19 protein-coding genes are annotated in these 21,143 nt (G+C 73.4%); 7 read left to right on the top strand and 12 right to left on the bottom strand.

Annotated elements, in window-relative coordinates; all coding sequences use genetic code 11:
• Positions 1 to 44 precede the first annotated feature (44 nt).
• From ABZ956_RS22625 to cbiE, 3 genes are all read right to left on the bottom strand, one after another.
• Entirely contained in the window at positions 45 to 881 is an 837-nt protein-coding gene (locus tag ABZ956_RS22625; RefSeq protein WP_361896503.1) for a MerR family transcriptional regulator, read from the bottom strand.
• Positions 882 to 941: 60 nt separating this feature from the next.
• Entirely contained in the window at positions 942 to 1,712 is a 771-nt protein-coding gene (gene cobM / locus ABZ956_RS22620) for a precorrin-4 C(11)-methyltransferase (protein WP_361896501.1), read from the bottom strand.
• Between the two features lie 124 nt (positions 1,713 to 1,836).
• Entirely contained in the window at positions 1,837 to 3,051 is a 1,215-nt protein-coding gene (cbiE, locus tag ABZ956_RS22615; RefSeq protein WP_361896499.1) for a precorrin-6y C5,15-methyltransferase (decarboxylating) subunit CbiE, read from the bottom strand.
• Positions 3,052 to 3,182: 131 nt separating this feature from the next.
• On the opposite strand from cbiE, the gene tsaD reads away from it, so the two are divergent.
• Positions 3,183 to 4,262, top strand: a complete 1,080-nt coding sequence (gene tsaD, locus ABZ956_RS22610) for a tRNA (adenosine(37)-N6)-threonylcarbamoyltransferase complex transferase subunit TsaD (RefSeq protein WP_361896496.1) — start codon at positions 3,183 to 3,185, stop codon at positions 4,260 to 4,262.
• A 20-nt stretch (positions 4,263 to 4,282) separates the two neighbouring features.
• Positions 4,283 to 6,919 carry an alanine--tRNA ligase gene (gene alaS / locus ABZ956_RS22605; protein WP_361896493.1) on the top strand — a complete coding sequence of 879 codons (2,637 nt, stop codon included), beginning with the start codon at positions 4,283 to 4,285 and terminating at the stop codon, positions 6,917 to 6,919.
• A gap of 54 nt (positions 6,920 to 6,973) precedes the next feature.
• Here alaS and ABZ956_RS22600 read toward each other — a convergent pair whose 3' ends face one another.
• Entirely contained in the window at positions 6,974 to 8,461 is a 1,488-nt protein-coding gene (locus tag ABZ956_RS22600; RefSeq protein WP_361896490.1) for an SDR family NAD(P)-dependent oxidoreductase, read from the bottom strand.
• 357 nt (positions 8,462 to 8,818) lie between these two features.
• Here ABZ956_RS22600 and ABZ956_RS22595 point away from each other — a divergent pair, with 357 nt between their 5' ends.
• Positions 8,819 to 9,058 carry a chaplin gene (locus ABZ956_RS22595; RefSeq protein WP_361896487.1) on the top strand — a complete coding sequence of 80 codons (240 nt, stop codon included), beginning with the start codon at positions 8,819 to 8,821 and terminating at the stop codon, positions 9,056 to 9,058.
• Positions 9,059 to 9,453: 395 nt separating this feature from the next.
• On the opposite strand, the gene ABZ956_RS22590 is transcribed toward ABZ956_RS22595, so the two are convergent.
• Positions 9,454 to 10,242 (bottom strand): sigma-70 family RNA polymerase sigma factor, encoded by a 789-nt coding sequence (locus ABZ956_RS22590; protein WP_361896485.1) that lies wholly within the window; start codon positions 10,240 to 10,242, stop codon positions 9,454 to 9,456.
• Between the two features lie 364 nt (positions 10,243 to 10,606).
• Between ABZ956_RS22590 and rbsK the strand changes: the two genes are divergently transcribed.
• Positions 10,607 to 11,506, top strand: a complete 900-nt coding sequence (gene rbsK, locus ABZ956_RS22585; RefSeq protein ID WP_361896775.1) for a ribokinase — start codon at positions 10,607 to 10,609, stop codon at positions 11,504 to 11,506.
• A gap of 28 nt (positions 11,507 to 11,534) precedes the next feature.
• Here the strand turns inward: rbsK and ABZ956_RS22580 are convergent, their stop codons facing one another.
• Both ABZ956_RS22580 and ABZ956_RS22575 read right to left on the bottom strand, forming a co-directional pair.
• Entirely contained in the window at positions 11,535 to 12,398 is an 864-nt protein-coding gene (locus tag ABZ956_RS22580) for a helix-turn-helix domain-containing protein (RefSeq protein WP_361896482.1), read from the bottom strand.
• A 92-nt stretch (positions 12,399 to 12,490) separates the two neighbouring features.
• Positions 12,491 to 13,471 carry a streptomycin biosynthesis protein gene (locus tag ABZ956_RS22575; RefSeq protein ID WP_361896479.1) on the bottom strand — a complete coding sequence of 327 codons (981 nt, stop codon included), beginning with the start codon at positions 13,469 to 13,471 and terminating at the stop codon, positions 12,491 to 12,493.
• A gap of 247 nt (positions 13,472 to 13,718) precedes the next feature.
• On the opposite strand from ABZ956_RS22575, the gene ABZ956_RS22570 reads away from it, so the two are divergent.
• Both ABZ956_RS22570 and ABZ956_RS22565 read left to right on the top strand, forming a co-directional pair.
• A complete protein-coding gene (locus ABZ956_RS22570; RefSeq protein WP_361896477.1) occupies positions 13,719 to 14,183 on the top strand; it encodes a helix-turn-helix domain-containing protein in 465 nt (154 codons plus the stop codon).
• Positions 14,184 to 14,205: 22 nt separating this feature from the next.
• On the top strand, positions 14,206 to 14,994 hold the full coding sequence (locus ABZ956_RS22565; RefSeq protein ID WP_361896474.1) for an alpha/beta hydrolase: 789 nt from the start codon (positions 14,206 to 14,208) through the stop codon (positions 14,992 to 14,994).
• Between the two features lie 26 nt (positions 14,995 to 15,020).
• On the opposite strand, the gene panD is transcribed toward ABZ956_RS22565, so the two are convergent.
• From panD to ABZ956_RS22545, 4 genes are all read right to left on the bottom strand, one after another.
• Positions 15,021 to 15,437, bottom strand: a complete 417-nt coding sequence (panD, locus tag ABZ956_RS22560) for an aspartate 1-decarboxylase (protein ID WP_361896471.1) — start codon at positions 15,435 to 15,437, stop codon at positions 15,021 to 15,023.
• Positions 15,438 to 15,518: 81 nt separating this feature from the next.
• Positions 15,519 to 17,597, bottom strand: a complete 2,079-nt coding sequence (locus tag ABZ956_RS22555; RefSeq protein ID WP_361896468.1) for a SpoIIE family protein phosphatase — start codon at positions 17,595 to 17,597, stop codon at positions 15,519 to 15,521.
• 199 nt (positions 17,598 to 17,796) lie between these two features.
• Complete coding sequence (locus tag ABZ956_RS22550; protein ID WP_361896466.1) at positions 17,797 to 18,375, bottom strand: ATP-binding protein; 579 nt, start codon at positions 18,373 to 18,375, stop codon at positions 17,797 to 17,799.
• A gap of 305 nt (positions 18,376 to 18,680) precedes the next feature.
• Positions 18,681 to 19,334, bottom strand: coding sequence for a DUF4360 domain-containing protein (locus tag ABZ956_RS22545; RefSeq protein WP_361896463.1), 654 nt, complete (start codon positions 19,332 to 19,334; stop codon positions 18,681 to 18,683).
• A gap of 474 nt (positions 19,335 to 19,808) precedes the next feature.
• Here ABZ956_RS22545 and ABZ956_RS22540 point away from each other — a divergent pair, with 474 nt between their 5' ends.
• Positions 19,809 to 20,153 carry a helix-turn-helix transcriptional regulator gene (locus ABZ956_RS22540; RefSeq protein WP_361896461.1) on the top strand — a complete coding sequence of 115 codons (345 nt, stop codon included), beginning with the start codon at positions 19,809 to 19,811 and terminating at the stop codon, positions 20,151 to 20,153.
• Here ABZ956_RS22540 and ABZ956_RS22535 read toward each other — a convergent pair.
• The gene (locus ABZ956_RS22535; protein WP_361896459.1) at positions 20,139 to 20,990 is read right to left on the bottom strand and encodes a hypothetical protein; all 852 of its coding nucleotides are present in this window, start codon (positions 20,988 to 20,990) and stop codon (positions 20,139 to 20,141) included. The two genes, ABZ956_RS22540 and ABZ956_RS22535, sit on opposite strands and share 15 nt — an antisense overlap.
• Positions 20,991 to 21,143: the final 153 nt, after the last annotated feature.

The following is a 21,143-nucleotide window of genomic DNA, read 5'->3' as shown; positions in this document are numbered from 1 at the left end:
CCCATGGCTATGACCGGGCCCACATCCTGTCGGTCAGCCGTCGGTCAGCCGTCGGTCCCGGCCGGCTCGATCGGCTCCTGCAGCTCCGTCACCCACTGGCGCGGGTCCTGCGGGCACTCGAGGTACAGCTCCCGCGCGTAGCCCGTCGAGCGGTGGCCGCCCGCCTCGATCCAGCGGGCCAGGGCCTGGGCCGTCGGCAGCACGTCGTCCATCGCGCCGCGGTGGACGACGGTGGCCGCGCTCTCGACCGCGGGCAGGTCGACGACCCGGAAGTCCGGACCGCCGCGGACGTCCGCCGCGACCGGCAGGGCGGCGTGGACGACGACCGCACCGCCCGCGCCGGGCGCGTCTTCGTACGAGGCGATGGCCGGGCCCGTCGGCTCGACCCCGGCGGCTTCCAGCCGGCGGCACAGCTCCTGGAACAGCGGGCCGGCGACGGGGCCGATGTCCTGGGGCTCGTAGCTCGCCGCCGTCGCGCTCAACTCGGCGACCCGTACGGCGGGAATGCGCTTGACCACCACGTCGTTCGCGTTCATGCGTCCCTCACTCTCGATCGTGCGGAGCCTCGCCTCGACCTGGCCCAGGCGGGCCGTGGAGGCGGCGACGGCCGCCTCCAGTTCGGCGCGCCGCAGCCGCAGCATCCCGCGCAGCTCCTCGGCGCCCACCTGCTCGTCCACGATCGCCCGGACCTGCTGGAGGGTGAATCCGAGGTCTTTGAGGGCGATGACGCGGTTGAGGCGGGCGAGCTGACCGGCTTCGTAGAAGCGGTAGCCGCTGAACGGGTCGACGTGGGCGGGCCTCAGCAGTCCGACGGCGTCGTAGTGGCGCAGCATGCGGACGGACACGCGGCCGTGCCGGGCGAAGTCTCCGATGGTGAACATGGTGGGATCACTCCACGGCCTGACACGGTGTGAGGGTCAAGGCGTCCGTTTTTCGGGTTCTCAGGGCTCGAGCACCGTCCGGCCGCAGGCGTCGCGGTCCCGCGTCGTCGAGTAGAGGAAGCTGTCGGGGAACTGCTCCGCGGCCAGCGTGCGGCCCACGATGATGACGGCGGTGCGGACGATGCCCGCAGACCTCACCTGGTCGGCGATGCCCGCGAGGGTGCCGCGCAGGACGATCTCGTCGGGGCGGCTGGCCATGGCGACGACGGCGGCGGGGCAGTCGGGGCCGTAGTGCGGGAGGAGTTCGGCGACGACCCGGTCGGCGTGGCGGGCGGCGAGGTGCAGGACCAGCAGGGCGCCGCTGCGCCCGAGGGTGGCGAGGTCCTCGCCGGGGGGCATGGGGGTGGCCCGCTGGGCGACGCGGGTGAGGATGACGGTCTGGCCGACGGTGGGCACGGTCAGCTCACGGCCGAGGGCCGCGGCGGCCGCGGCGAAGGCGGGGACGCCGGGGACGATCTCGTACGGGATGCCGGCCGCGTCGAGGCGGCGCATCTGCTCGGCGACGGCGCTGTAGACGGAGGGGTCGCCGGAGTGCAGCCGGGCGACGTCCTGGCCGGCGGCGTGGGCGCGGACGAACTCGTCCGTGATCTCGTCCAGGTTCAGGCGGGCGGTGTCGACGAGGCGGGCGTCGGGGGGACACTCGGCGAGGAGTTCGCGGGGGACGAGGCTGCCGGCGTAGAGGCAGACCCCGGCCCTCGCCATGATCCGCGCACCGCGCACCGTGATCAGGTCGGCCGCGCCGGGCCCGGCGCCGATGAAGTACACGGTCATGGGGTCTCCTCCGATGGATGCGGTGCGTTGTAGTTTGTGGGCAGTCGTTCCGCTGGGCGGAACGGGTGGGCACAAACCGACCACCAGGCCGCACCCGAACCGGTACGCACAGAGGCGGCGCCCGTCACCGCTTGCCCACCGACCACTGCGTCACCGGCATCGCCTGGCGCCACCCCGTGAAGCCCCCGACGGGCACGGCATGCGCGACCGCCAGCCGGGTCAGCTCACCGCCATGGCGGCGGTACCAGTCCGTCAGCAACGCCTCGGATTCCAAGGTGACGGTGTTCGCCACCAGCCGTCCACCCGACGGCAGCGCCTGCCAGCACGCCTCCAGCAGGCCCGGTGCCGTCAGGCCCCCGCCGATGAAGACGGCGTCCGGGGTGGGCAGATCCGCGAGCGCGGCGGGCGCGCGGCCCGTCACCACGCGCAGGGCCGGGACGCCCAGCGCGTCGGCGTTGCGGGTGATGCGCCCGGCCCGTACGGGGTCGCGTTCGACGGCGACGGCCCGGCACGAGGCGTGGGCCCGCATCCACTCGATGCCGATGGAGCCGGAGCCGCCGCCCACGTCCCACAGCAGTTCGCCGGGGGCGGGGGCGAGCGCGGCGAGCGTCGCGGCGCGTACGTGGCGCTTCGTCAGCTGGCCGTCGTGCTCGAACGCCTCGTCCGGGAGGCCCGGCGTGAGGGCGGTGCGCAGGGCGTCCGGCTCGCGGCGGCATTCGATCGCGATGACGTTGAGCGCGTCGACGGCGGGATGCCGCCAGTTCACGGCCGTTTCCTCGATGCGGCGTTCGCGGTCGCCGCCCAGCTGTTCCAGTACCGTCATCCGGCTCGGTCCGTAGCCGCGTTCGCGCAGGAGGGCCGCGACCTCGGCGGGCGTCCCGGCGCCCGCGCTGAGCAGCAGCAGGCGGCGGCCGTCGTGGAGGGCGGCGGTGAGCGCCGGGAGGGGGCGGCCGACGAGGCTGAGCACGTCGGTGTCGTGCAGGGCCCAGCCCAGCCGGGCGCAGGCGTACGAAGCGGAGGAGGGGTGGGGCAGCACGCGCAGCCGCTCGGCGCCGAGCACCTCGGCGAGGGTGCGGCCGATGCCGTAGAACATGGGGTCGCCGCTGGCCAGGACGCACACCCGCCGCTGGGCGTGCGCGGCCAGCAGGGCCGGGACGGCCGGGCGCAGCGGCGTCGGCCAGGCGACGCGTTCGCCGGTGCACTCCCCCGGCAGCAGGTCGAGCTGGCGGGGGCCGCCGATGAGCACCTCGGCGTGGCGCAGGGCCTCCCGGGAGCCGGGGGCGAGGCCGGGCCAGCCGTCGGCGCCGATTCCGACGACCGTCACGGGGGCGTGGCTCACGGGGTGTACCTCGGGGTTCGGGCTGCGATCAAGGGGCACCGGAACTCTACTGACCAGCGGAGACCGCGCCACGGCCGGGAGGCTTGTTGCATAGGATGTGCAATTACCTAATGAAGGCAGGAGGCGCGCTCGTGAGGCGTTCACCGGTGGTGCTGGGTATCGAGTCGTCCTGCGACGAGACCGGCGCCGGTCTGGTCCGGGACGGGAAGCTGCTGGGCCACGCGGTGGCGTCGAGCATGGACGAGCACGCGCGCTACGGCGGCGTCGTGCCGGAGATCGCGGCGCGGGCGCATGTGCACGCGGCCGCGCCCGTGGTGCGGGCGGCACTGGCGGACGCCGGGCTGGAGATGGCGGACATCGACGCGGTCGCGGTGACGACCGGGCCGGGCCTGTCCGGCGCTCTGCAGGTCGGGGTCGCGGCCGCGAAGGGGCTCGCGTACGCGTTGGACGTGCCTCTTTACGGGGTGCACCATCTGGCCGGGCACGTGGCCGCCGACACCCTCGAGCACGGGCCGCTGCCCGATCCCTGCATGGTGCTGATCGTCTCCGGCGGGCACACCTCGCTGCTGCTCGTCCGGGATCTCGCGCGCGATCCGATCCTGCATCTGGGCGACACGCTCGACGACGCCGCCGGTGAGTGCTTCGACAAGGTCGCCCGTGTCTTCGGGCTGCCCTATCCGGGCGGGCCCGCCATCGACCGGGCGGCGCGGGAGGGTGATCCGCGCGCGGTGGCCTTCCCGCGGCCGCTGACCGGGCCGCGCGACGACCGGTACGCCTTCTCCTTCTCCGGGCTGAAGACGGCCGCCGCCCGCTGGGTCGAGCAGCACCGCGCGGCCGGCCGGGCCCTGCCCGTCGCCGACGGGGCGGCGTCCCTGCAGGAGGCGGTCGCGGACGTGCTCACCCGCAAGGCCGTGGCCGCGTGCACCGCGCACGGCGTGGGCACGCTGGTCGTTGTCGGCGGCGTGGCCGCGAACTCGCGGGTGCGGGCGCTGGCGCAGGCCCGCTGCGATGCTGCGGGCATCGAGCTGCGCGTACCGCCGCTGCGGCTGTGCACCGACAACGGCGCGATGATCGCCGCAGTCGGGGACCTGCTGGTGCGGGCGGGGGCCGAGCCCGCGCCGCTCGATGTGTCCATCGACCCGTCCGCGCCCCTGGAGTACGCGGCGCTCCACCCCGTCGCGAGAACAGCCCGCACCGTCCGCGCCGCCTGACATCTGTTCCGGAGACCCTTGTGCGTACCGCCGACATCCGCAGCCGCTTCCTCGACTTCTTCGCCGCCCGCGGCCACACCGTGGTGCCCAGCGCGCCGCTGCCCACGCCCGACCCGACGCTGCTGTTCGTCAACGCGGGCATGGTCCCCTTCAAGCCGTACCTGACCGGCGAGGCCGCGCCGCCGTGGCCGCGCGCGACCAGCGTGCAGAAGTGCGTGCGGACCCTCGACATCGAGGAGGTCGGCAAGACCACCCGGCACGGGTCGTTCTTCCAGATGAACGGGAATTTCTCCTTCGGGGACTACTTCAAGGAAGAGGCCATCGCCTTCGCCTGGGAGCTGTCCGTCTCCCAGGACGGCTACGGGCTCGACCCCGATCGCATCTGGGCCACCGTGCACCACTCCGACGACGAGGCCGCCGAGCTGTGGCGGCGCGTCGCCGGGCTGCCCGAGGAGCGCATCGTGCGCCGGGGCGACGAGGACAACTTCTGGTCCATGGGCGTCCCCGGCCCCTGCGGGCCCTGCTCGGAGCTGTACTACGACCGCGGGCCGGCGCTGGGCCGCGCGGGTGGGCCGGCCGCGGACGAGGACCGCTACATGGAGTTCTGGAACCTGGTCTTCATGCAGTACGAGCGGGGTGAGGGCGCCGGGAAGTCCGGCTATCCGATCCTGGGTGAGTTGCCGCGCCGCAACATCGACACCGGCATGGGCCTGGAGCGCATGGCCGCGCTGCTGCAGGGTGTCGACAATCTCTACGAGATCGACGAGACCCGGCCCGTCCTCGACCGCGCCGCCGAGCTGACCGGGGTGCGCTACGGCTCCGACCATCAGGCGGACGTCCGGCTGCGGGTCGTCGCCGACCATGTGCGCACCGCCCTGATGCTGCTCGCCGACGGCACCGCGCCCGGCAACGAGGGTCGCGGGTACGTGCTGCGGCGCATCCTGCGCCGGGCCGTGCGGTCGGTGCGGCTGCTGGGGTACCAGGATCCGGCGCTTCCGGAGCTGTTGCCGGCCGCGCGGGACTGCATGCGGCACAGCTACCCGGAGGTGGCCGAGGAGTTCGGCCGCATCGCGCAGCAGGCGTACGCGGAGGAGGACGCGTTCCGCGCGACGCTGCGGCAGGGCACGACCGTGCTGGACACGGCGGTGGCCGAGGTCAAGGCCCAGGGCGGCCATCTGCTGCCCGGCAAGCAGGTGTTCCTGCTGCACGACACCTACGGCTTCCCCGTCGACCTGACCCTGGAGATGGCCGAGGAGCAGGGCGTCGAGGTCGACCGCGAGGGCTTCACCGCCCTGATGACCGAGCAGCGCGAACGCGCCCGCGCCGACGCCCGGGCACGGAAGTCGGGCGGGGCGCTCGACACCTCGGCGTTGCGGTCGGTCCTGGACGCCCACGGGCCCACGGACTGGCGGGCCTACGACACGCTGCTGACGGACTCCACGGTGCTGGCCCTGCTCGGGCCGGCCGGGCCGCTGACGTCCGTGGGCACCGGGGAGATCGCCACCGCCGTCCTGGACCGGACGCCCTTCTACGCCGAGTCCGGCGGGCAGGACAGCGACGCGGGCGCCCTGACGGGTGCGTCGGTGGAGGCCGAGGTGCTGGACGTGCAGCGGCCGCTGCCGGGGCTGGTGGTCCATCAGGTCCGGGTGACGGCGGGCGAACTGGCGGTGGGCGACACCGTACGGGCCGCCGTGGACGCCGAGTGGCGGCTGGGTGCCCGGCAGGCGCACTCCGGTACGCACGTGCTGCACGCGGCGCTGCGGCAGGTGCTCGGCCCGACCGCGCTGCAGGCCGGCTCGTACAACCGGCCCGGCTACCTGCGGCTGGACTTCCCCTGGCGCGGCGCCCTGGGCCCGGCGGCGCGCGGCGAGGTCGAGGAGGCGGCGAACCGCGCGCTGCGCCGGGACCTGCCGGTGGACGTGCGCTGGATGTCCCTGCCCGAGGCCAGGGAGCTGGGCGCGCTGGCGCTCTTCGGTGAGACGTACGGCGAGCGGGTGCGGGTCGTCGAGATCGGCGGCGCGTGGTCGCGCGAGCTGTGCGGCGGTACGCACGTCGAGCACGCGGCGCAGGTGGGCGTGGTGGCGCTGACGGCGGAGTCGTCGGTGGGGGCCGGGATGCGCCGGCTGGAGGCCGCGGTCGGCTTCGAGGGCTTCGGCTATCTGGCCCGCGAGCGCGACCTGGTCGCCCGCCTCGCGGAGCAGCTCCAGACGCCGCGCGGCCGGCTGCCCGAGCGGGTCGCGGGCCTCCTCGACCGGCTCAAGGCCGCCGACCAGCGTGCGGAGGAGCTGCGCAGGCGGGCCGAGCAGGACCGTGCCGCCGAGCTCGCCGGGGCGGCGGCCGACGTGGCCGGCACGCTCGTGGTGACGGCGACCACGGACGCCGACGCGCGCTCCCTGGCCCTGGCCGTCCGCGACCGGCTGCCGGACGCCCGGCCGGGCGTGGTGGCGGTGGGGGCGGCCGGCGACGGCAAGGCGGTCCTGACGATCGCCCTCAACCGGGCCGCGACCGCGGCCGGCCTGTCGGCCGCGACCCTGGTGAAGTCCCTCCTCGGCGGCCGCGGCGGCGGCACGGCGGAGGTGGCCCAGGGCGGCGGCGTCCCGTCGACGGCCCTGACGTCGACGCTGGCCTCGCTCCCCGGCCTGCTGACGCGGCCCTGATCGAATCAGCCCGTCCGGCGCTCGAGGACCGGAGCCCGGGGGCGGGGCCCCGGGCTACCAGTTCGACTTGCGGTAGTCCTTCAGGAAGCAGCCGTACAGGTCCTCGCCCTGCTCGCCGCGGACGATGGGGTCGTAGACCCGTGCCGCGCCGTCCACGAGGTCGAGCGGGGCGTGGAAGCCCTCGGCGGCCAGGCGCACCTTGTCCGGGTGCGGGCGCTCGTCCGTGATCCAGCCGGTGTCGACGGCGGTCATCAGGATGCCGTCGCTCTCCAGCATCTCCTGGGCGCTGGTGCGGGTGAGCATGTTCAGGGCGGCCTTGGCCATGTTGGTGTGCGGATGGCCGGCGCCCTTGTAGCCGCGGCTGAAGACGCCCTCCATGGCGGAGACGTTCACCACGTACGTGCGACGGGCGGCTGCCGCGGCCATCGCCGGGCGCAGGCGGCTGATCAGGATGAACGGCGCCGTGGAGTTGCACAGCTGGACCTCGAGGAGCTCGACCGGGTCGACCTCCGAGACGGTCTGGATCCAGCTGTTGGTGGAGTCCAGGTCCGGCACCAGGCCGCCGGCGTCGATCGCGGTGCCCGCCTCGATACGGGCCAGGGAGGCCGAGCCGCCGACGAGCGCCAGGTCGGTGATGTTCTGCGCGGTCAGGCCCTCGCCCTCGCGGCGCGGGGCCGGCAGCGCGGCGACGGCGTCCACCGCACCGCTGCCGAAGGTGCCGATCACCTCGGCGGTGGGCAGCTCGCCCGCGGGCAGCGGGGCGGACTCGGCGGCGACCAGCTCGCTGTAGGCGCGCGGGGAGCGGCGTACGGTCTGGGCGGCGTTGTTGATCAGGATGTCGAGCGGGCCCTCGGCCGCCACCGAGTCGGCGAGGGCGACCACCTGGGCGGGGTCGCGCAGGTCGATGCCGACGATCTTGAGGCGGTGGATCCACTCGTCGCTGTCCGGCATGGCCTTGAAGCGCCGGATCGCGTCGTTGGGGAAGCGGGTGGTGATGGTGGTGTGCGCACCGTCACGCAGCAGCCGCAGGGCGATGTACATGCCGATCTTCGCCCGGCCGCCGGTGAGCAGCGCGCGCCGGCCCGTGAGGTCGGTGCGGGCGTCGCGGCGGGCCCGGTTCTCCGCAGCGCAGTCGCGGCAGAGCTGGTGGTAGAAGACGTCGACCTCGACGTAGCGGGTCTTGCAGATGTAGCAGGAGCGCGGGCGCTGGAGGATGCCGGCGATCTCGCCGAGCGCCGTGGAGCTGGGCAGGATGCCCTGCGTCTCGTCGTCGATCCGGTCGGCGGAGCCGGTGGCGGTGGCCTCGGTGACCTGCTTGTCGTGGGCGGTCTTGGCGGCGCGCCGTTCCTGACGGCGGCGCTGCTTCACCGTCCGGTAGATCCCGGACGTGGCACGGCGGACCGCGATCGCGTCGGGGTGGTCGACCGGCAGCTCGTCGAGCTCCGCCAGGACGCTCAGGCAGATCGCCATGCGCTCGGGATCTATGCCGGGGTGGTCCGACTGGTGGCCTGCACCGTCGTGGATTTCTTCAGTGACGGTCATGACCGCTGTCGTTTCCAGTCCGTTTGTTCGATAAGGGTTCCAGGAAACTGTACGTAGACCGGCGCGGCAGCGCCAATTCCGGCTCCGGGGGCGTCGGCGCGGGACCGTGCGCGGGCGGCCGCACGCGGTGCCCGGCCCGCCGGGCGGGGCACCGTCGCCACGGCGCGACAGGCGACGGCGGGCGACCGGGGAAACGGGTCCGGAAAGGGCCGGAAATGCGCTCCCCAAACCCCGGACATTACATCCGACTTATTGGCCTTTCCGGGTTAATTACGGGTGCTGCGGTCCATATTGACCCAACTCCTACTGAACTGCCCGCCACAATCATCTCTCAACACCCCTTAGAAAGGTTTAGCCATGTCGCGTATCGCCAAGGCAGCCGTCCTGACCGCCGCCGTCGGCACCGTCGTATCCGGCGCCGCCGGCATCGCCTCGGCCGACTCCGGCGCGCAGGGTGCCGCCGTGGGTTCCCCCGGCGTCATCTCCGGCAACGTCATTCAGATCCCGCTGCACGTCCCGATCAACCTCTGCGGCAACACGATCAACATCGTCGGCCTGCTGAACCCCACCTTCGGCAACACCTGCGTCAACGACTGAGTCCCACCCCCCAAGAGCGCGCGCGTCACAGCCGGACCCGCGCGCACCGCGCGGGGGGAGGGTCACAGTCAGCCGCCGGAACCCTCCCCTGCGCGCCCGTGGCGCCCATCCTCCTGATGGGCGCCACTGCCGCGTCCGGCCGCCGGTCCAGGCTCGGACCCGTCCCCCTCCCCCTCCCCCGCGTCGGCCTTGCCGCCGGGGAGATCGGGCACGTCGACGATCGGCGGCAGGTCCGGGGTCAGATGCGTGTGGTGTGACGTCATGGTGTGCGCCTGCCTTCCGTCACGGGGATGGAAAAACGGAGAACGACGACAAAAGCGAGAAATCGAGAAACGCAGGAAACGGAAAAGCGGGGAAAACGGGAAAGGCTGGAGGGCGGGAAGGCGGGAAAGCCGTCAGGCCGCCGCGAGCAGCTGCCGGCGCAGCCGCTCACAGGTGCGGCTGAGGATGCGGGAGATCTGCATCTGCGAGACGCCCAGGCGCGCGCCGATCTGCTGCTGGGTGAGGTTGCCGAAGAAGCGCCAGTACAGGACGTATCTCTCACGCTCGGACAGCGCGTCCAGCAGCGGTTTGAGGGACTGCCGGTCGATCACCAGGTCCAGGGCGCGGTCGGGCAGGCCCAGGGTCTCGGCGAGCGGCAGGTCGTCGGCGCCGGCGACCGGATGGTCCAGGGAGAGGGTGTGGTGCACGCCGTCGGCGTGCAAACCGCGCCGGACCTCCTCCTCGGACAACCCGGTCTCGGCGGCCAGCGCGGCGGCGGTGATGTGCGCGCCGGAGTCGCGCTGTTCCAGCCTGGTGCGCGCGGCGCGGACCGCGGCGCGCAACTCCTGGTCCCTGCGCGGGATGTGGAGCGACCACACGTGGTCGCGTACATGCCGCTTGAGCTCGCCCGTGATGGTGGGGATGGCGAAGGACTCGAACGCGCACCCGAGGTGCGGGTCGAAGCGGTCGACGGCATGGACGAGGGCCAGCGCGGCCACCTGCCGGAGGTCCGCCGGGCTCTCGCCGCTCTTGCGGAACCGCACGCTGACGCGCTCGGCCATGGGCAGCCAGGCGGCGATCACCTCCTGCCGCAGCCGGTCACGCTCGGGGCCCTCGGGGAGCGCGGCCAGGCGCAGGAAGTGACCCGTGGTGTCGGGTGAGGCGGTGTCGCGCCCGCGGGGGCAAGGCCTTGTCTCAGCCATGATCACAGCTGTCCCCTCGCTCGTGCGTCAAGGACGCCAGGGAGTGCCGGATGCCTGCCGGCCGGGGCACCGTGCGGGTGCCTTCGCCCGCCCCCGCGCACGGTCGCGACCGGTGCTCCGGGGCCGGGCCGGCCGGTGTCGGCCACGGTCGTCCCAGCATGACCCGGCCCCACGATTCCCGCGACTCGGAGCGTGCGCACCGTCACGCAGAGCGAAAACGCGCCTCGCGCCACTCCGGATGACGGCCTCGCCGTGGTCGGGGGCGCTGACGGCGGTGCGGGGTGAGAGGCTTCCGAAGCAGGTGAAGGTGCCGGTGACCCTGGTGACCGGGGCGAGCCCGGCGGAGTTCGACGGGTGGGACGACATGTATGACGTATTGGTGATCGGCTCGGCCAACGTGGACCTGATGGTCCGGGTCGGCCGGCGCCCGGGACCGGGCGAGACCGTCACGGGCTCGGACCTGGTGGAGTCCGCCGGCGGCAAGGGCGCCAACCAGGCCGCGGCGGCGGCCCGTCTCGGCGCGCGGACGGCCCTGCTGGCCCGGGTCGGGGACGACGACTTCGGTCGACTGGTGTGGGACGCCCAGCGCGTGGCGGGCACTCGGCTGGGGCACGTGCTGGTGGAGAAGGGGGCCCGGACCGGGACCGCGATGATCGTCGTGGGCCCGGACGGGGACAACACCATCGTGGTCTCCCCCGGCGCCAACGCCCACCTCACTCCGGAGGACGTGCGTGCGGCCCGCGAGGCGGTCGCCGCCTCGGCGGTGGTCTCGCTCCAACTGGAGGTGCCGCCGCGGACGGTACGGGCGGCGGTCGACGTCGCCGCGGAGAGCGGCACCCGGGTGGTGCTCAACCCCTCGCCGGCGCCGGACGCCCTCGACGCGCGGCTGCTGTCGGCCGCCGACCCGCTCGTGGTCAACGAGCACGAGGCGCGGCTGCTGTCGGGCCGCGCGGACGGCTCCCCCACCGAGTGGGCCCGGGCGCTGCGGGAGCGGGGGGCGCGTTCGGTGGTGGTGACCCTCGGCGGGGAGGGGGCGCTGGCGCTGGAGGCGGGCGCGGACGCGCCGGTCGTGGTGCCCGGCGTCGCGGTCGAGGTCGTGGACACGACGGGGGCGGGCGACGCGTTCACCGGTGCGCTGGCGGCACGGCTGGCGCGGGGCGCTTCCCTGCCGGAGGCGGTCCGTTTCGCCGTGCGCGTGGGCGCGGCGGCGGTGACCCGGCAGGGCGCGCAGTCGTCGTACCCGACGATGGCGGAGCTGGCGTAAGAAAGGTCAGGGGGCCTGCCCCCGGCCGTCACCGCGTCAGCTGACGCGGAATCGCGTCCAGCGGCGGGCCCGACTCCGCCACGCGCTCGGCGAGCAGCGCCATCTCCACCGCCACCTGGCTCTCGCCCTGGGCCGAGCCGATCTGACGGAACGCCCGGTGGGCCACCGCCAGGTACTGGCCGGCGCGGACGGTGCGGCGCAGCATGCGGCAGAAGCGGCCGAGCACCAGGTTGGCCTCGGCGACCAGCAGGGCGTCGCCGGTGCGTTCGGCGGTGGCGAGCGCGTCGAGCAGGGTGCTCTCCGCCTCGTCGAAGAGGCCGGTGGCCAGCTGGGTCTCGCCGACGCCGAGCAGGGCCTCGTACGCGGCCAGCCGCCGTTCCTCCAGGCGGGCGGCCTCTTCCTCGGTCACCCGGCCGCCCACGCCCTCCAGCGCCTGTCCGCTCCACAGGTCGAGGGCGCGCTTGTACAGCGTGCCGGCTTCGGTCGGTTCGCCTTCCGCGGCGGCCTCGTCCGCGGCGGTGACCAGGGCGTCGAAGGCACGTACGTCGACGTCGGCCCGTTCGGTGCGCAGACGGTAGCCCTGGTGGGCGGTGATGATGACGGGGCCGGTGTGGCCGGCGGCTCTGAAGGCCTTGCGCAGGGCGCGGACGCACAGGACGACCTGGGTGCGGGCGGAGAGCGGCGGCCGGTCGCCCCATACGGCGTCGACCAGGGTGTCGAGGGGGACGACCCGGCCCCGGGCCAGGACGAGGAGGGAGAGGACGACGCGCTGCCGGCGGCCGTCGATGGTGACGGGTTCCGGGCCGACCCTGGCGGACACCGGGCCGAGCAGGGTGAAGGCGATCGTCCCGGCGTCGACGCCGGTGGTGGTCGCTGCAGTCGCGGCGCTCATGGCCTGTCCTCGTATCCGCGGCGGTCGCCGCACAGCGTCGGTCCCCCGCGAGGCCAGCTGCCCGCGGACTGTCCGTACGAACCGGCGGGCCGTCATACGGCCCGGCGTTCGAGTTCGATCGCGAAGCGCAGCCAGGACTCGCCGCAGTAGCGGGCGGCCTGGGCGACCATGGCCCGGCGGTGGGCGGGTACGGCGTCGAGCAGCCGGCGCCACCTGGTGCCGCCCAGGGTGTGGGCGCTGAGCAGCTGCAGCAGGGCGCGGCCGTCCTCGGTGAAGCGGAGGGAGGGGTCCTTGCAGAGCTTCTTCAGGGGCGGATCGGTGTTCACGGCGCCGGTTGGCGCCGGCTCGGCGGCGGCGACGGCCGGTGCGGGCGCGGGCCGTGCGCACGTCTGGGTGTCCTGCATGCGGCTCTCGGCGTCGCGCAGTTTCTTCGGCACCGGGTCCTGGCCCTGGCGGATGCGCAGGCGGACGTCCCGTGCGGTGCCCACCGCGATGCCGGCGCCGTCGGCGATCTCCCGCAGGCTGGCCTGGGGCTTGGCGGCGATCAGCGCGCCGGCCCGGCGGCGGCCCTCCGCCGCGTTGACGGGCCGGACCCGGCCGTCGCGGCCGGTGCGGGCCTTGACCTGCGGGGCCGCTCCGGTGGCCCGTCTGCGCAGAGCGGCGACGGTGCTGGCGGCCAGGCCCGTCGCCGAGGCGATGAGCCGGTCCGACCAGTGTGGATGGCTGCGGATGATGCGCTCGGCCGCGGCGGTGCGGTCGGCCTGGGTGAGCGGCAGTCCGTGCCGGATGTTGAGCCTGACCGCGTGGACGAAGGCGTCCTCGGCGCTGCCGTCGAAGAACCGGACCGCGATCCGCTCATCCCCCCGTAGACGAGCGGCTCGCAGCCGGTGCATGCCATCGACGACCCGCAGCGTTTCGCGGTGGACGACGATGGGCGGCAGTGGTGCATCCAGCCGCGCGAGCGCCTGGACGTGGAGCGGGTCCTCGCCCGCCACCCTCGGGGAATCCGAGGGCAGCAGGGCGCAGAGGGGAAGCACAGCGGTCCGTTGCTGTTCCGGCTCCGGATCCGTCATGACATCCCCCCCAGCAGAACCTCCGAACGACGGCGGATCCCCCGTGCACGGTCGGGGCGGGCACCAGTCCCGTCCCGACCAACTGGTGATTGACCGCCCTTACGAGCGATCCAACACCAGTCGATCCGCCGACACCAAGGACGCTAGGCAGCGAGCCCACACTCTGTCAACCGCGTTCGGTGCGCGGTGACATGAACCGCCCCGGTCGCCCGTAAGCTAGATTGACCGCCGGGAGGGAGGTGCGATCATGAACAACCCCGACGCAACGGCCGAAAACACACTGGCCGACAAGCTCAATCACCTGTTCCGGACGGTGATTCCGGCAGGCCGGGAGCCGTACACGACGGAAGAAGTGGCACGTGCGATCACCGCCGGGGGCGTGTCGATTTCCGGTAGCTACATCTGGCTGCTGCGCAAGGGACAGCGCGACAATCCGACGCTGCGGCATCTGGAGGCGCTGGCGAAGTTCTTCGGCGTACCTCCGGCGTACTTCTTCGACGACCAGGTGACCGCGGAGGTCAACGCCGACCTCGGCCTGATGGTGGCGCTCCGCGACACCCAGGTGCAGCGCGTGGCGCTCCGCGCGGCCGGGCTCTCCGCCGCGAGCCTGCACTCGATCAACGAAGTCATCGAGCGCGTACGCCAGTTGGAGGGCCTCCCCACCAACCCGGCCAACCCTGCCAAACCGGCGCCGCCCGAGGGCCAGTCCTAGCTCCCACGGCGGCCGGTCAGCCATGACCCGACCAGGAAAGGCCGCCGTGCCCGAACGCCCCGACGTGATCCGCACGACCGTCACCGCGCCCAACGGCAAGCTCGTGGACGTCCACCGGCCCGGCACGGCCACCGGTCCCACGCCCCTGCCCACGGTGCTGCTCTGGCACGGCACCGGCCCGGACGAGCGGGACATCCTGCGGCCGGTCGCGCGGGCGGTCGCCGGGTCGGGCGCGCTCGGCGCGCTTGGCGCGCTTGTCTACGTACCCGACTGGCGCTCGGACGCCCCGGACGCCGGCCGCGCCCATCTGCTGGCCTCGCTGGAGTACGCCCGTACGCACGCGGGCCGGCACGGCGGCGACCCGGAACGGATCGTGCTGGCCGGGTGGTCGGCGGGCGCCCCTGCCGCCCTGGGGCTGGCCCTGCGGCCGGAGGTCGTGGGCGGCTGGCGGCCGGCGGCGGTCGTGGGCATCGCCTCGCGCTACGACCTGCCGGCCCGGACGACCGGCACTCCCCCGCTGAGCGATCTGGCCGCCTCGGGGCCGGGCATCCCCGTTCCGGTGCCGGTGCACCTGGTGCACGGCACGGCGGACACGCTGATGGGCCCGGCGTACTCACGTGCGGCGCGCGACGCCCTCATGGCCCGGCGCTGGCCGGTCGAGCTGGAGGAGATAGCCGGCGCCGACCACGCGGGGGCGATCGGGATGGAGTACGACCCCGCCTCGCAGCGCCTGCGGCCGGGCACGGACGAGCGGGTGCGGGCGGCGGGAGAGCAGGCCGCCCGGACGATCGCCCGGGCGGCCCGGGCCTGAGCGCGGCGACCGGGGGTCCGGGGGCGTCAGCCCGCGACGAGGTCTCCGCGCCGCAGGCCGGAGCCCTCGGGGACGGCGGCGGGGTCGCTGCCGAGGTCGGCGACGGCGTTGTGCTCGTCGACGAAGACCACGCGCGGCGCGAACGTACGCGCCTCGGCGTCGTCCATGGAGCCGTAGGCGATGATGATGACCAGGTCACCGGGGCTGATCAGACGGGCGGCGGCGCCGTTGATGCCGATCACTCCGCTGCCGCGCGGACCCTCGATGACGTAGGTCGACAGCCGGGCGCCGTTGTTGATGTCGACGATGTCGACCTTCTCGCCCGGCAGCAGGTCGGCGGCTTCCATCAGGTCGGCGTCGATGGTCAGCGAGCCCACGTAGTGCAGGTCCGCCTGGGTGACGGTGGCGCGATGGATCTTGGACTTCATCATGGTGCGAAGCACGGAGAAACTCCCCATTGGTCGGCTCCCTGCCCGCTCTCCGCAGGTCAAGGGCTGTCTCCGCAGCCTACAACGCGGTGGCGCTCATTCCGGCCCCGGCAGGACCCGGGCGATGAGCAGCGCCACGTCGTCCTGGTCGTTGTCCTCGCGCAGCTCGCGCAGCAGCAGGTCGCAGGTGGACTCCAGGTCGGGCATCGGCCCGTCGAGCAGGCCGACGAGCACCTCCAGCCGGGCGTCGATGGCCTCGTCGCGGGTCTCGACCAGGCCGTCGGTGTAGAGCACGAGCTGATCGCCGGGGTCCAGGTCCACGACGATGGACTCGAAGGGGACGCCCCCGACGCCCAGGGGGGCGCCCGTGGGCAGGTCGAGGAGGGTCGGACGGCGGCCGGGGCGCATCAGGACCGGGGGCAGGTGGCCGGCGTTGGCGACGCGGCACTGTCCGCTGCGGGGGTCGTAGACGGCGTAGAGGCAGGTCGCGATCGTCTGGTCCAGACCACTGGCGGTGAGGTCGAGGTGGCGCAGGACCTCGGCCGGGTCGAGGCCGAGCGCGGAGAGGGTACGGCCGGCGGTGCGCAGCTGGCCCATGGCCGCGGCGGCGTTGATGCCGCTGCCCATCACGTCGCCGACGACCAGCGCGCTCTGCTCCCCGTCCTGGGGGATGACGTCGAACCAGTCGCCGCCGACCTGGCCGGCCGTACCGGCGGGCTGGTAGCGGTAGGCGACCTCCAGGCCGGCCGGGTTCTGGGGCAGCTGGGGCAGCAGGTCGCGCTGGAGGGTGAGGGCGGTGGCGCGCTCGCGCTGGTACCAGCGGGCGTTGTCGATGCAGACGGCCGCGCGGGCGGCGAGCTCGCCGGCGAGGACGACGTCGTCCTCGTCGAAGGGCTCGGGGTTGCGGGTGCGCTTGAGGTCCAGGGCGCCGAGCACCTCGCCCCGGGCGATCAGCGGGACCGCCATGTACGAGTGCAGGCCGGCCCGGCCCAGGAGCCGGGCGGCGTCCTCGTCGCGGGCGATGCGGGGCAGGTCCCCGGGCCGTACGTGCGAGAGCAGGACGGGGCGGCCGGTGCTGACGCAGCGGGAGACGAGGCGGTCGGCGTCGTACCGGGCGATCTCACCGGGCGGGTCGGCGGCGCGGACGGCGTCGGTGGCCTCGCCCGACGCCACCGAGGCGACGGCCAGGGCCCGGAACACCGCGGCGCGCTGTCCTGTCGGTGCGGCGGAGTTGCCGCCCAGCATGGTGTCGAGGACGTCGACGGCGGCCACGTCGGCCAGGTCGGGTACCACGACCTCGGCCAGCTCCCGGGCGGTCTGGTCGAGGTCGAGGGTGGTGCCGATCAGTACCGACGCGTCGGCGATCAGGGCCAGCCTGCGGCGGGCCTCGGTGGCCGCGCGGTGCCGGTCGGTGACGTCCACGACCGACGTGGCCAGGCCCATCTCCCGGCCGGCGGGGTCCTCGAGACGGTAGTAGGAGACCAGGCGGGCCCGTTCGCCGACGGCCGGGTCGGCCGTGCGGCCCACCACGAACTGGTCCACCAGCGGGGTACCGCTGGCCAGGACCTGGCGCATGGCGGACTCGATCTCCGCGGCGTTCTTGACGGGCAGCACGTCGTGGACGCGCTTGCCGATGTGGTCCCGGGCCGACAGCCCGTGCATCCGCTCCAGCGCGGGGTTGACCATGACGTAGCGCAGCTCGGTGTCCATGACGGCCAGGCCGATCGGGGACTGGGCCACCAGGCGCAGCGAGAGGGCCAGGTCCCGCTCGACCTCGCGCAGGGTCTCCCGGTCGGTGGCCATGCCGAGGGCGAAGACGCCGCCGTCCTTGTCCTCCAGCCGCATGTTGCGGAATTCCAGCAGCCGGGTGGTGCCGTCCTTGTGCAGGGCGGGGAAGACCCCGGCCCAGTAGCCGCCGCTCATCACCTTGGCGAAGAGCTCGAGGACGTCGCCGCGGTGGTCCTCGTCCACCAGGAGCTTGGCGGCGTACTGGCCCAGCGCCTCGGCGGAGGACCAGCCGAACAGCTCCTCGGCCTGGGGGCTCCACAGGACGATCCGGCCTTCCTGGTCCAGCACCGCCGCGGCCACGCTGAGCAGGTCGAGGAGGCTGCCGGGTTCGTAAGGGGCGGGCCGGGAACGGCCCGGGTCGGGCCGGTACGCGTCGGTGGTGCCCATTCGAGGTCCTCCTTCCGCCCGCTCGGGGTGGTGCGGCGGCCTCGCGCCCGTAGGTGCCGGTCCCTCGGTCCTTTCCTCGCCGTTTACGCCGCAGCGTCTTCCATGTTCCCTCCGAACCCGCCCCCCGCGCAGCCCACGGAGGCGTCCGGCGGGCATTGGCGGCGCGTCCCTCCGGGCCGCGCGCCCCCGCCGGTGCCCGTCAGTCGCCGGAGGCGGCCCCGGGGAGGGAGAGGGCGAACCAGACGGTTTTGCCGGTGCCGGTGCCGGAGGCGTGGTGGCCCCACCGGTCGGCGATCTGCTCGACGAGCCACATGCCTCGGCCGTTCTCGCTGTCCGGGCCGGCCTCGGCGCACAGCGGCAGGCAGCCGCCGGCGTCGCTGACCTGGGCGAGAAGGTGATCGGGGGTGCGGCTGATGACGAGCTCCACGTCCCCGGCGCCCTCGGGTACGTGCACGATGGCGTTGGTGACCAGCTCGGACAGCAGCAGGGTGGCGTCGGCCGTCAGCTCGCCCAGCCCCCATTCGGCCAGCAGGCGCTCGGAGAACCGGCGCGCGGCGGCCACGGAGGGCGGCGCGGCGGGCAGGGAGACCGCTCGCGCGGGTGGCGGTCCCGGCGCCCAGGGCGAGGGCGGGCTGTGCGTGCAGGACGTCATGCCCGGATCCCACTGACCGAGGAGCCGCCGGGGGTGGGTCGTCCATGCGGCGACGGGTTCACAGGCGCTGGTGACGGCGTCGGCCGTGGACGGGGAACTCAGGGTGTCGCGGCTGGATGCAGGCATGTGGCTCGGGTGCGGTCGAGGGGCGCGAAGGGCGCCGGACCAGGTGCTCGTCCGCCGCGCCGGCGGCCCGTGGAGCGATGCGTGGACCGTCCGTCTTCGCGAGGAATTCCCCCAACATTCGCTCGATTTCCGCCAGAGGTCTATACCCTCTGGGTCACGATTGCCCTGCGGAGCGCGATAGCCGCAGGTAGGAACGGGTGGTTTGGGCATAAAGTCGGTGTGAGCGAGGACACGATCCCGCCACCGGCGGGCCCGCCCGCATCCCGCGGACCCGCCGGGCGCCCGGGATCAGGGCGCGCGGCCCGTCAGGGCTTCGGGCATTCCTTCCAGGCGAGGTGGTAGATCGTGTTGATGCTGCCGTCCGTCGAGTCCATGGTCATGAAGCTCGTCGTCTTGCTGGGGTCGGAGGTGCCGGCGTTGACCCGCAGCTCGGTGTTGATGTTGAAGTTCCGCAGCTCGCCGCAGGGCGCCCAGACCAGCGCCGCGATGGGCACGCTGTCGGTGGCCTGCCAGTTGTCGGCGTAGTTGCCTCTGAAGGTGTGGCTGCTCGGGGTGGTGACGGGTGACCCCTGGAAGTAGTACGACGCCTTCTGCACGCCGTACGCGCCGGCCTCGAGCTTGGCGTAGCCGCGGTAGTCGGCGGCGGCGATCGCGTAGGTGAAGCCCTGCGGCACGTGGACGTTCAGGTTCAGCTGGCAGTTCTTGCGGAAGTCGGTGGGCTTGGAGCCGACGCCGACCTGGGCGAGGTACTGGCTGTAGGTGACGGTGAAGGCCGTGTTGTCGGGCGAGACCGCGACGGCGGCGGTCCCGGCCGGACAGCCCGACCCGTTGACGGTGGCGACCTCGATGACGATCTTGTCCGGCGGTGGGTTGGTGATGACGGACGAGGAGCCGTGCGTGGACAGCGGCGTCGCGAGTAACGCCGCGATCGCGCCTGCGGTGAAGAGACCGGCGGGCATGGTGCTCCAATCGGTTGTCTGCGGGCCTGGGGCCCGAGGGGAAGACAAGTGGTCCCGCGCCCGTTGGCACCGGGAATTCCCCCGAGCGGAGGGGGCGGGCGCCGGGATGCAGGAGGTGCCGGGCGAACCGGGAAAGGCGGCGGGCGGCGGGCCCGTCATGACCGTCATACGACCATGCTCATGCCAACCTGCTGGGCCTTTCCCGGGCCCGTTGGGACTGAGAGCGTTCGAATCGTAGGGGGAGGACGGGGGGTTGACCAGACGTCGCGCCACGGCTCCACCGGAGTGAAACCCCCGGATGTGGCCGAAAACCGTCGACGCTCGCGTATCCCCTGGTCATCGATAAGGAACGCGGGCCTCCTGGTTGTGGGGACCGGCCGTTTACGCCAGACTTGGCTTTTAGCTAGGGCTAAAGGTGGCATGCTGCATCGAGGACTTCCGGACCTGACGACAGCACAGCTGGTGGGGGTAGACATGGCCTGGCGAGAGACCGTAGAGGGTGGTCGTGCGGCGGAGCTGGCGGGAGCCAGGCTCGCGCGTCAGGCGACGGCGTCGCTGGCCGGGCTCCTCGCCGAACGCGGCATGACCCGCAAGGACTTGGCGGACTGCATGGGCGTCTCGCCCGGCCGGGTCAGCCAGATCCTCTCCGGCGGCGAGAACCTCACCCTGCGGTCGCTGGCCGCCGTCGCCGCGTCCCTCGACGCCACAGTGGAGATCACCTTCCACGACCCGTCGGACGGCCGCGAGCCGTACGCCACCGGGTCCGCGCTGCCTCAGACCGCGCCCATCACGCCGCTGACGCCGTCACCGTATTGCTGAGACGTCCGGCGTGTCCGGCACGTCCTCCGACCCGGCACGGGCCAGGCACCGCCGCTTGAGCGCGAGCAGCCGCTCGCCGTCGCTGCGCCTGCCATGGGCGTGGGCGAGCTCCAGCAGGTACTTCAGATACTGCTCCGCCTCACCGAAGGACCGGCGCAGCATGCGCAGTTCCTCCCGGTAGGGCCGGCGGCCCTGCTGCTGGCAGACCTTGTCCACCTTGGTCTCCAGGGTGATCCACTTCTGGGCCGCGGCCCGCACCTCCCTGTGCCGCTCGTTGACCTCCCGCTTGAGGGCGGTGCGGGTCCGGCTGCCGTCCCCCGGCACGTCGGCCCGCAGCAGCAGATGGCCCCTGACGTGGTCGGCGAAGGACTGCAGGTCCCAGCAGTCGCCGAAGCCCTCGGCCATCCGCTCGCACCAGTCGGCACGGTCGGCCCGCAGCCGCAGCGCCAGCTGGCGGAGCATCAGGGAGTTGCCCAGCGTCAGCACCGCCATGGCGGCGCGCCCGCTGGTCTGCTCCGCCCTGCCCCGGGAGACCACTCCCCAGCCCGTCGCGAGGCCCACCGCCCACGGCGGCAGGCTCGGGGTGAGGGGCAGCAGCAGGCCGCTGACCAGGGCCGCCGTCCCCGACGTCCACAGCACGACGCAGAGGCCCAGCAACGACGAGCGGACGGTGCCCAGCAGCCGGCCGTCCTCCTTGTAGCGGAAGACCAGGCACACCCAGGTCACCGGCGCGCAGACGGCGGCGGGCACGACCCACTCGGAGATGACGGACGCCTGGTCCAAGGCCACATCGGCTCCCACTCTGGAGGCGGAGACGGCGAGGCCCTTCGTGGTCATCTGCTCGTGCACCGCGGGCAGCGCCGACAGCCTTCACACAACGCTCACCGCGACGACGACCAAATGATGTTCCCATCGCGGCGGTTACGGCGTGCAACGATCCGGCCAAGCTCATGGGAGACCGAACGAATCACGCCACGCACCGGCCGCACC

The organism is Streptomyces sp. NPDC046261 (assembly GCF_040646235.1).
Classification (GTDB): domain Bacteria; phylum Actinomycetota; class Actinomycetes; order Streptomycetales; family Streptomycetaceae; genus Streptomyces.
Note: the sequence above shows the minus strand (reverse complement) of the source record. Positions and strands in the feature narration are given on the sequence as shown.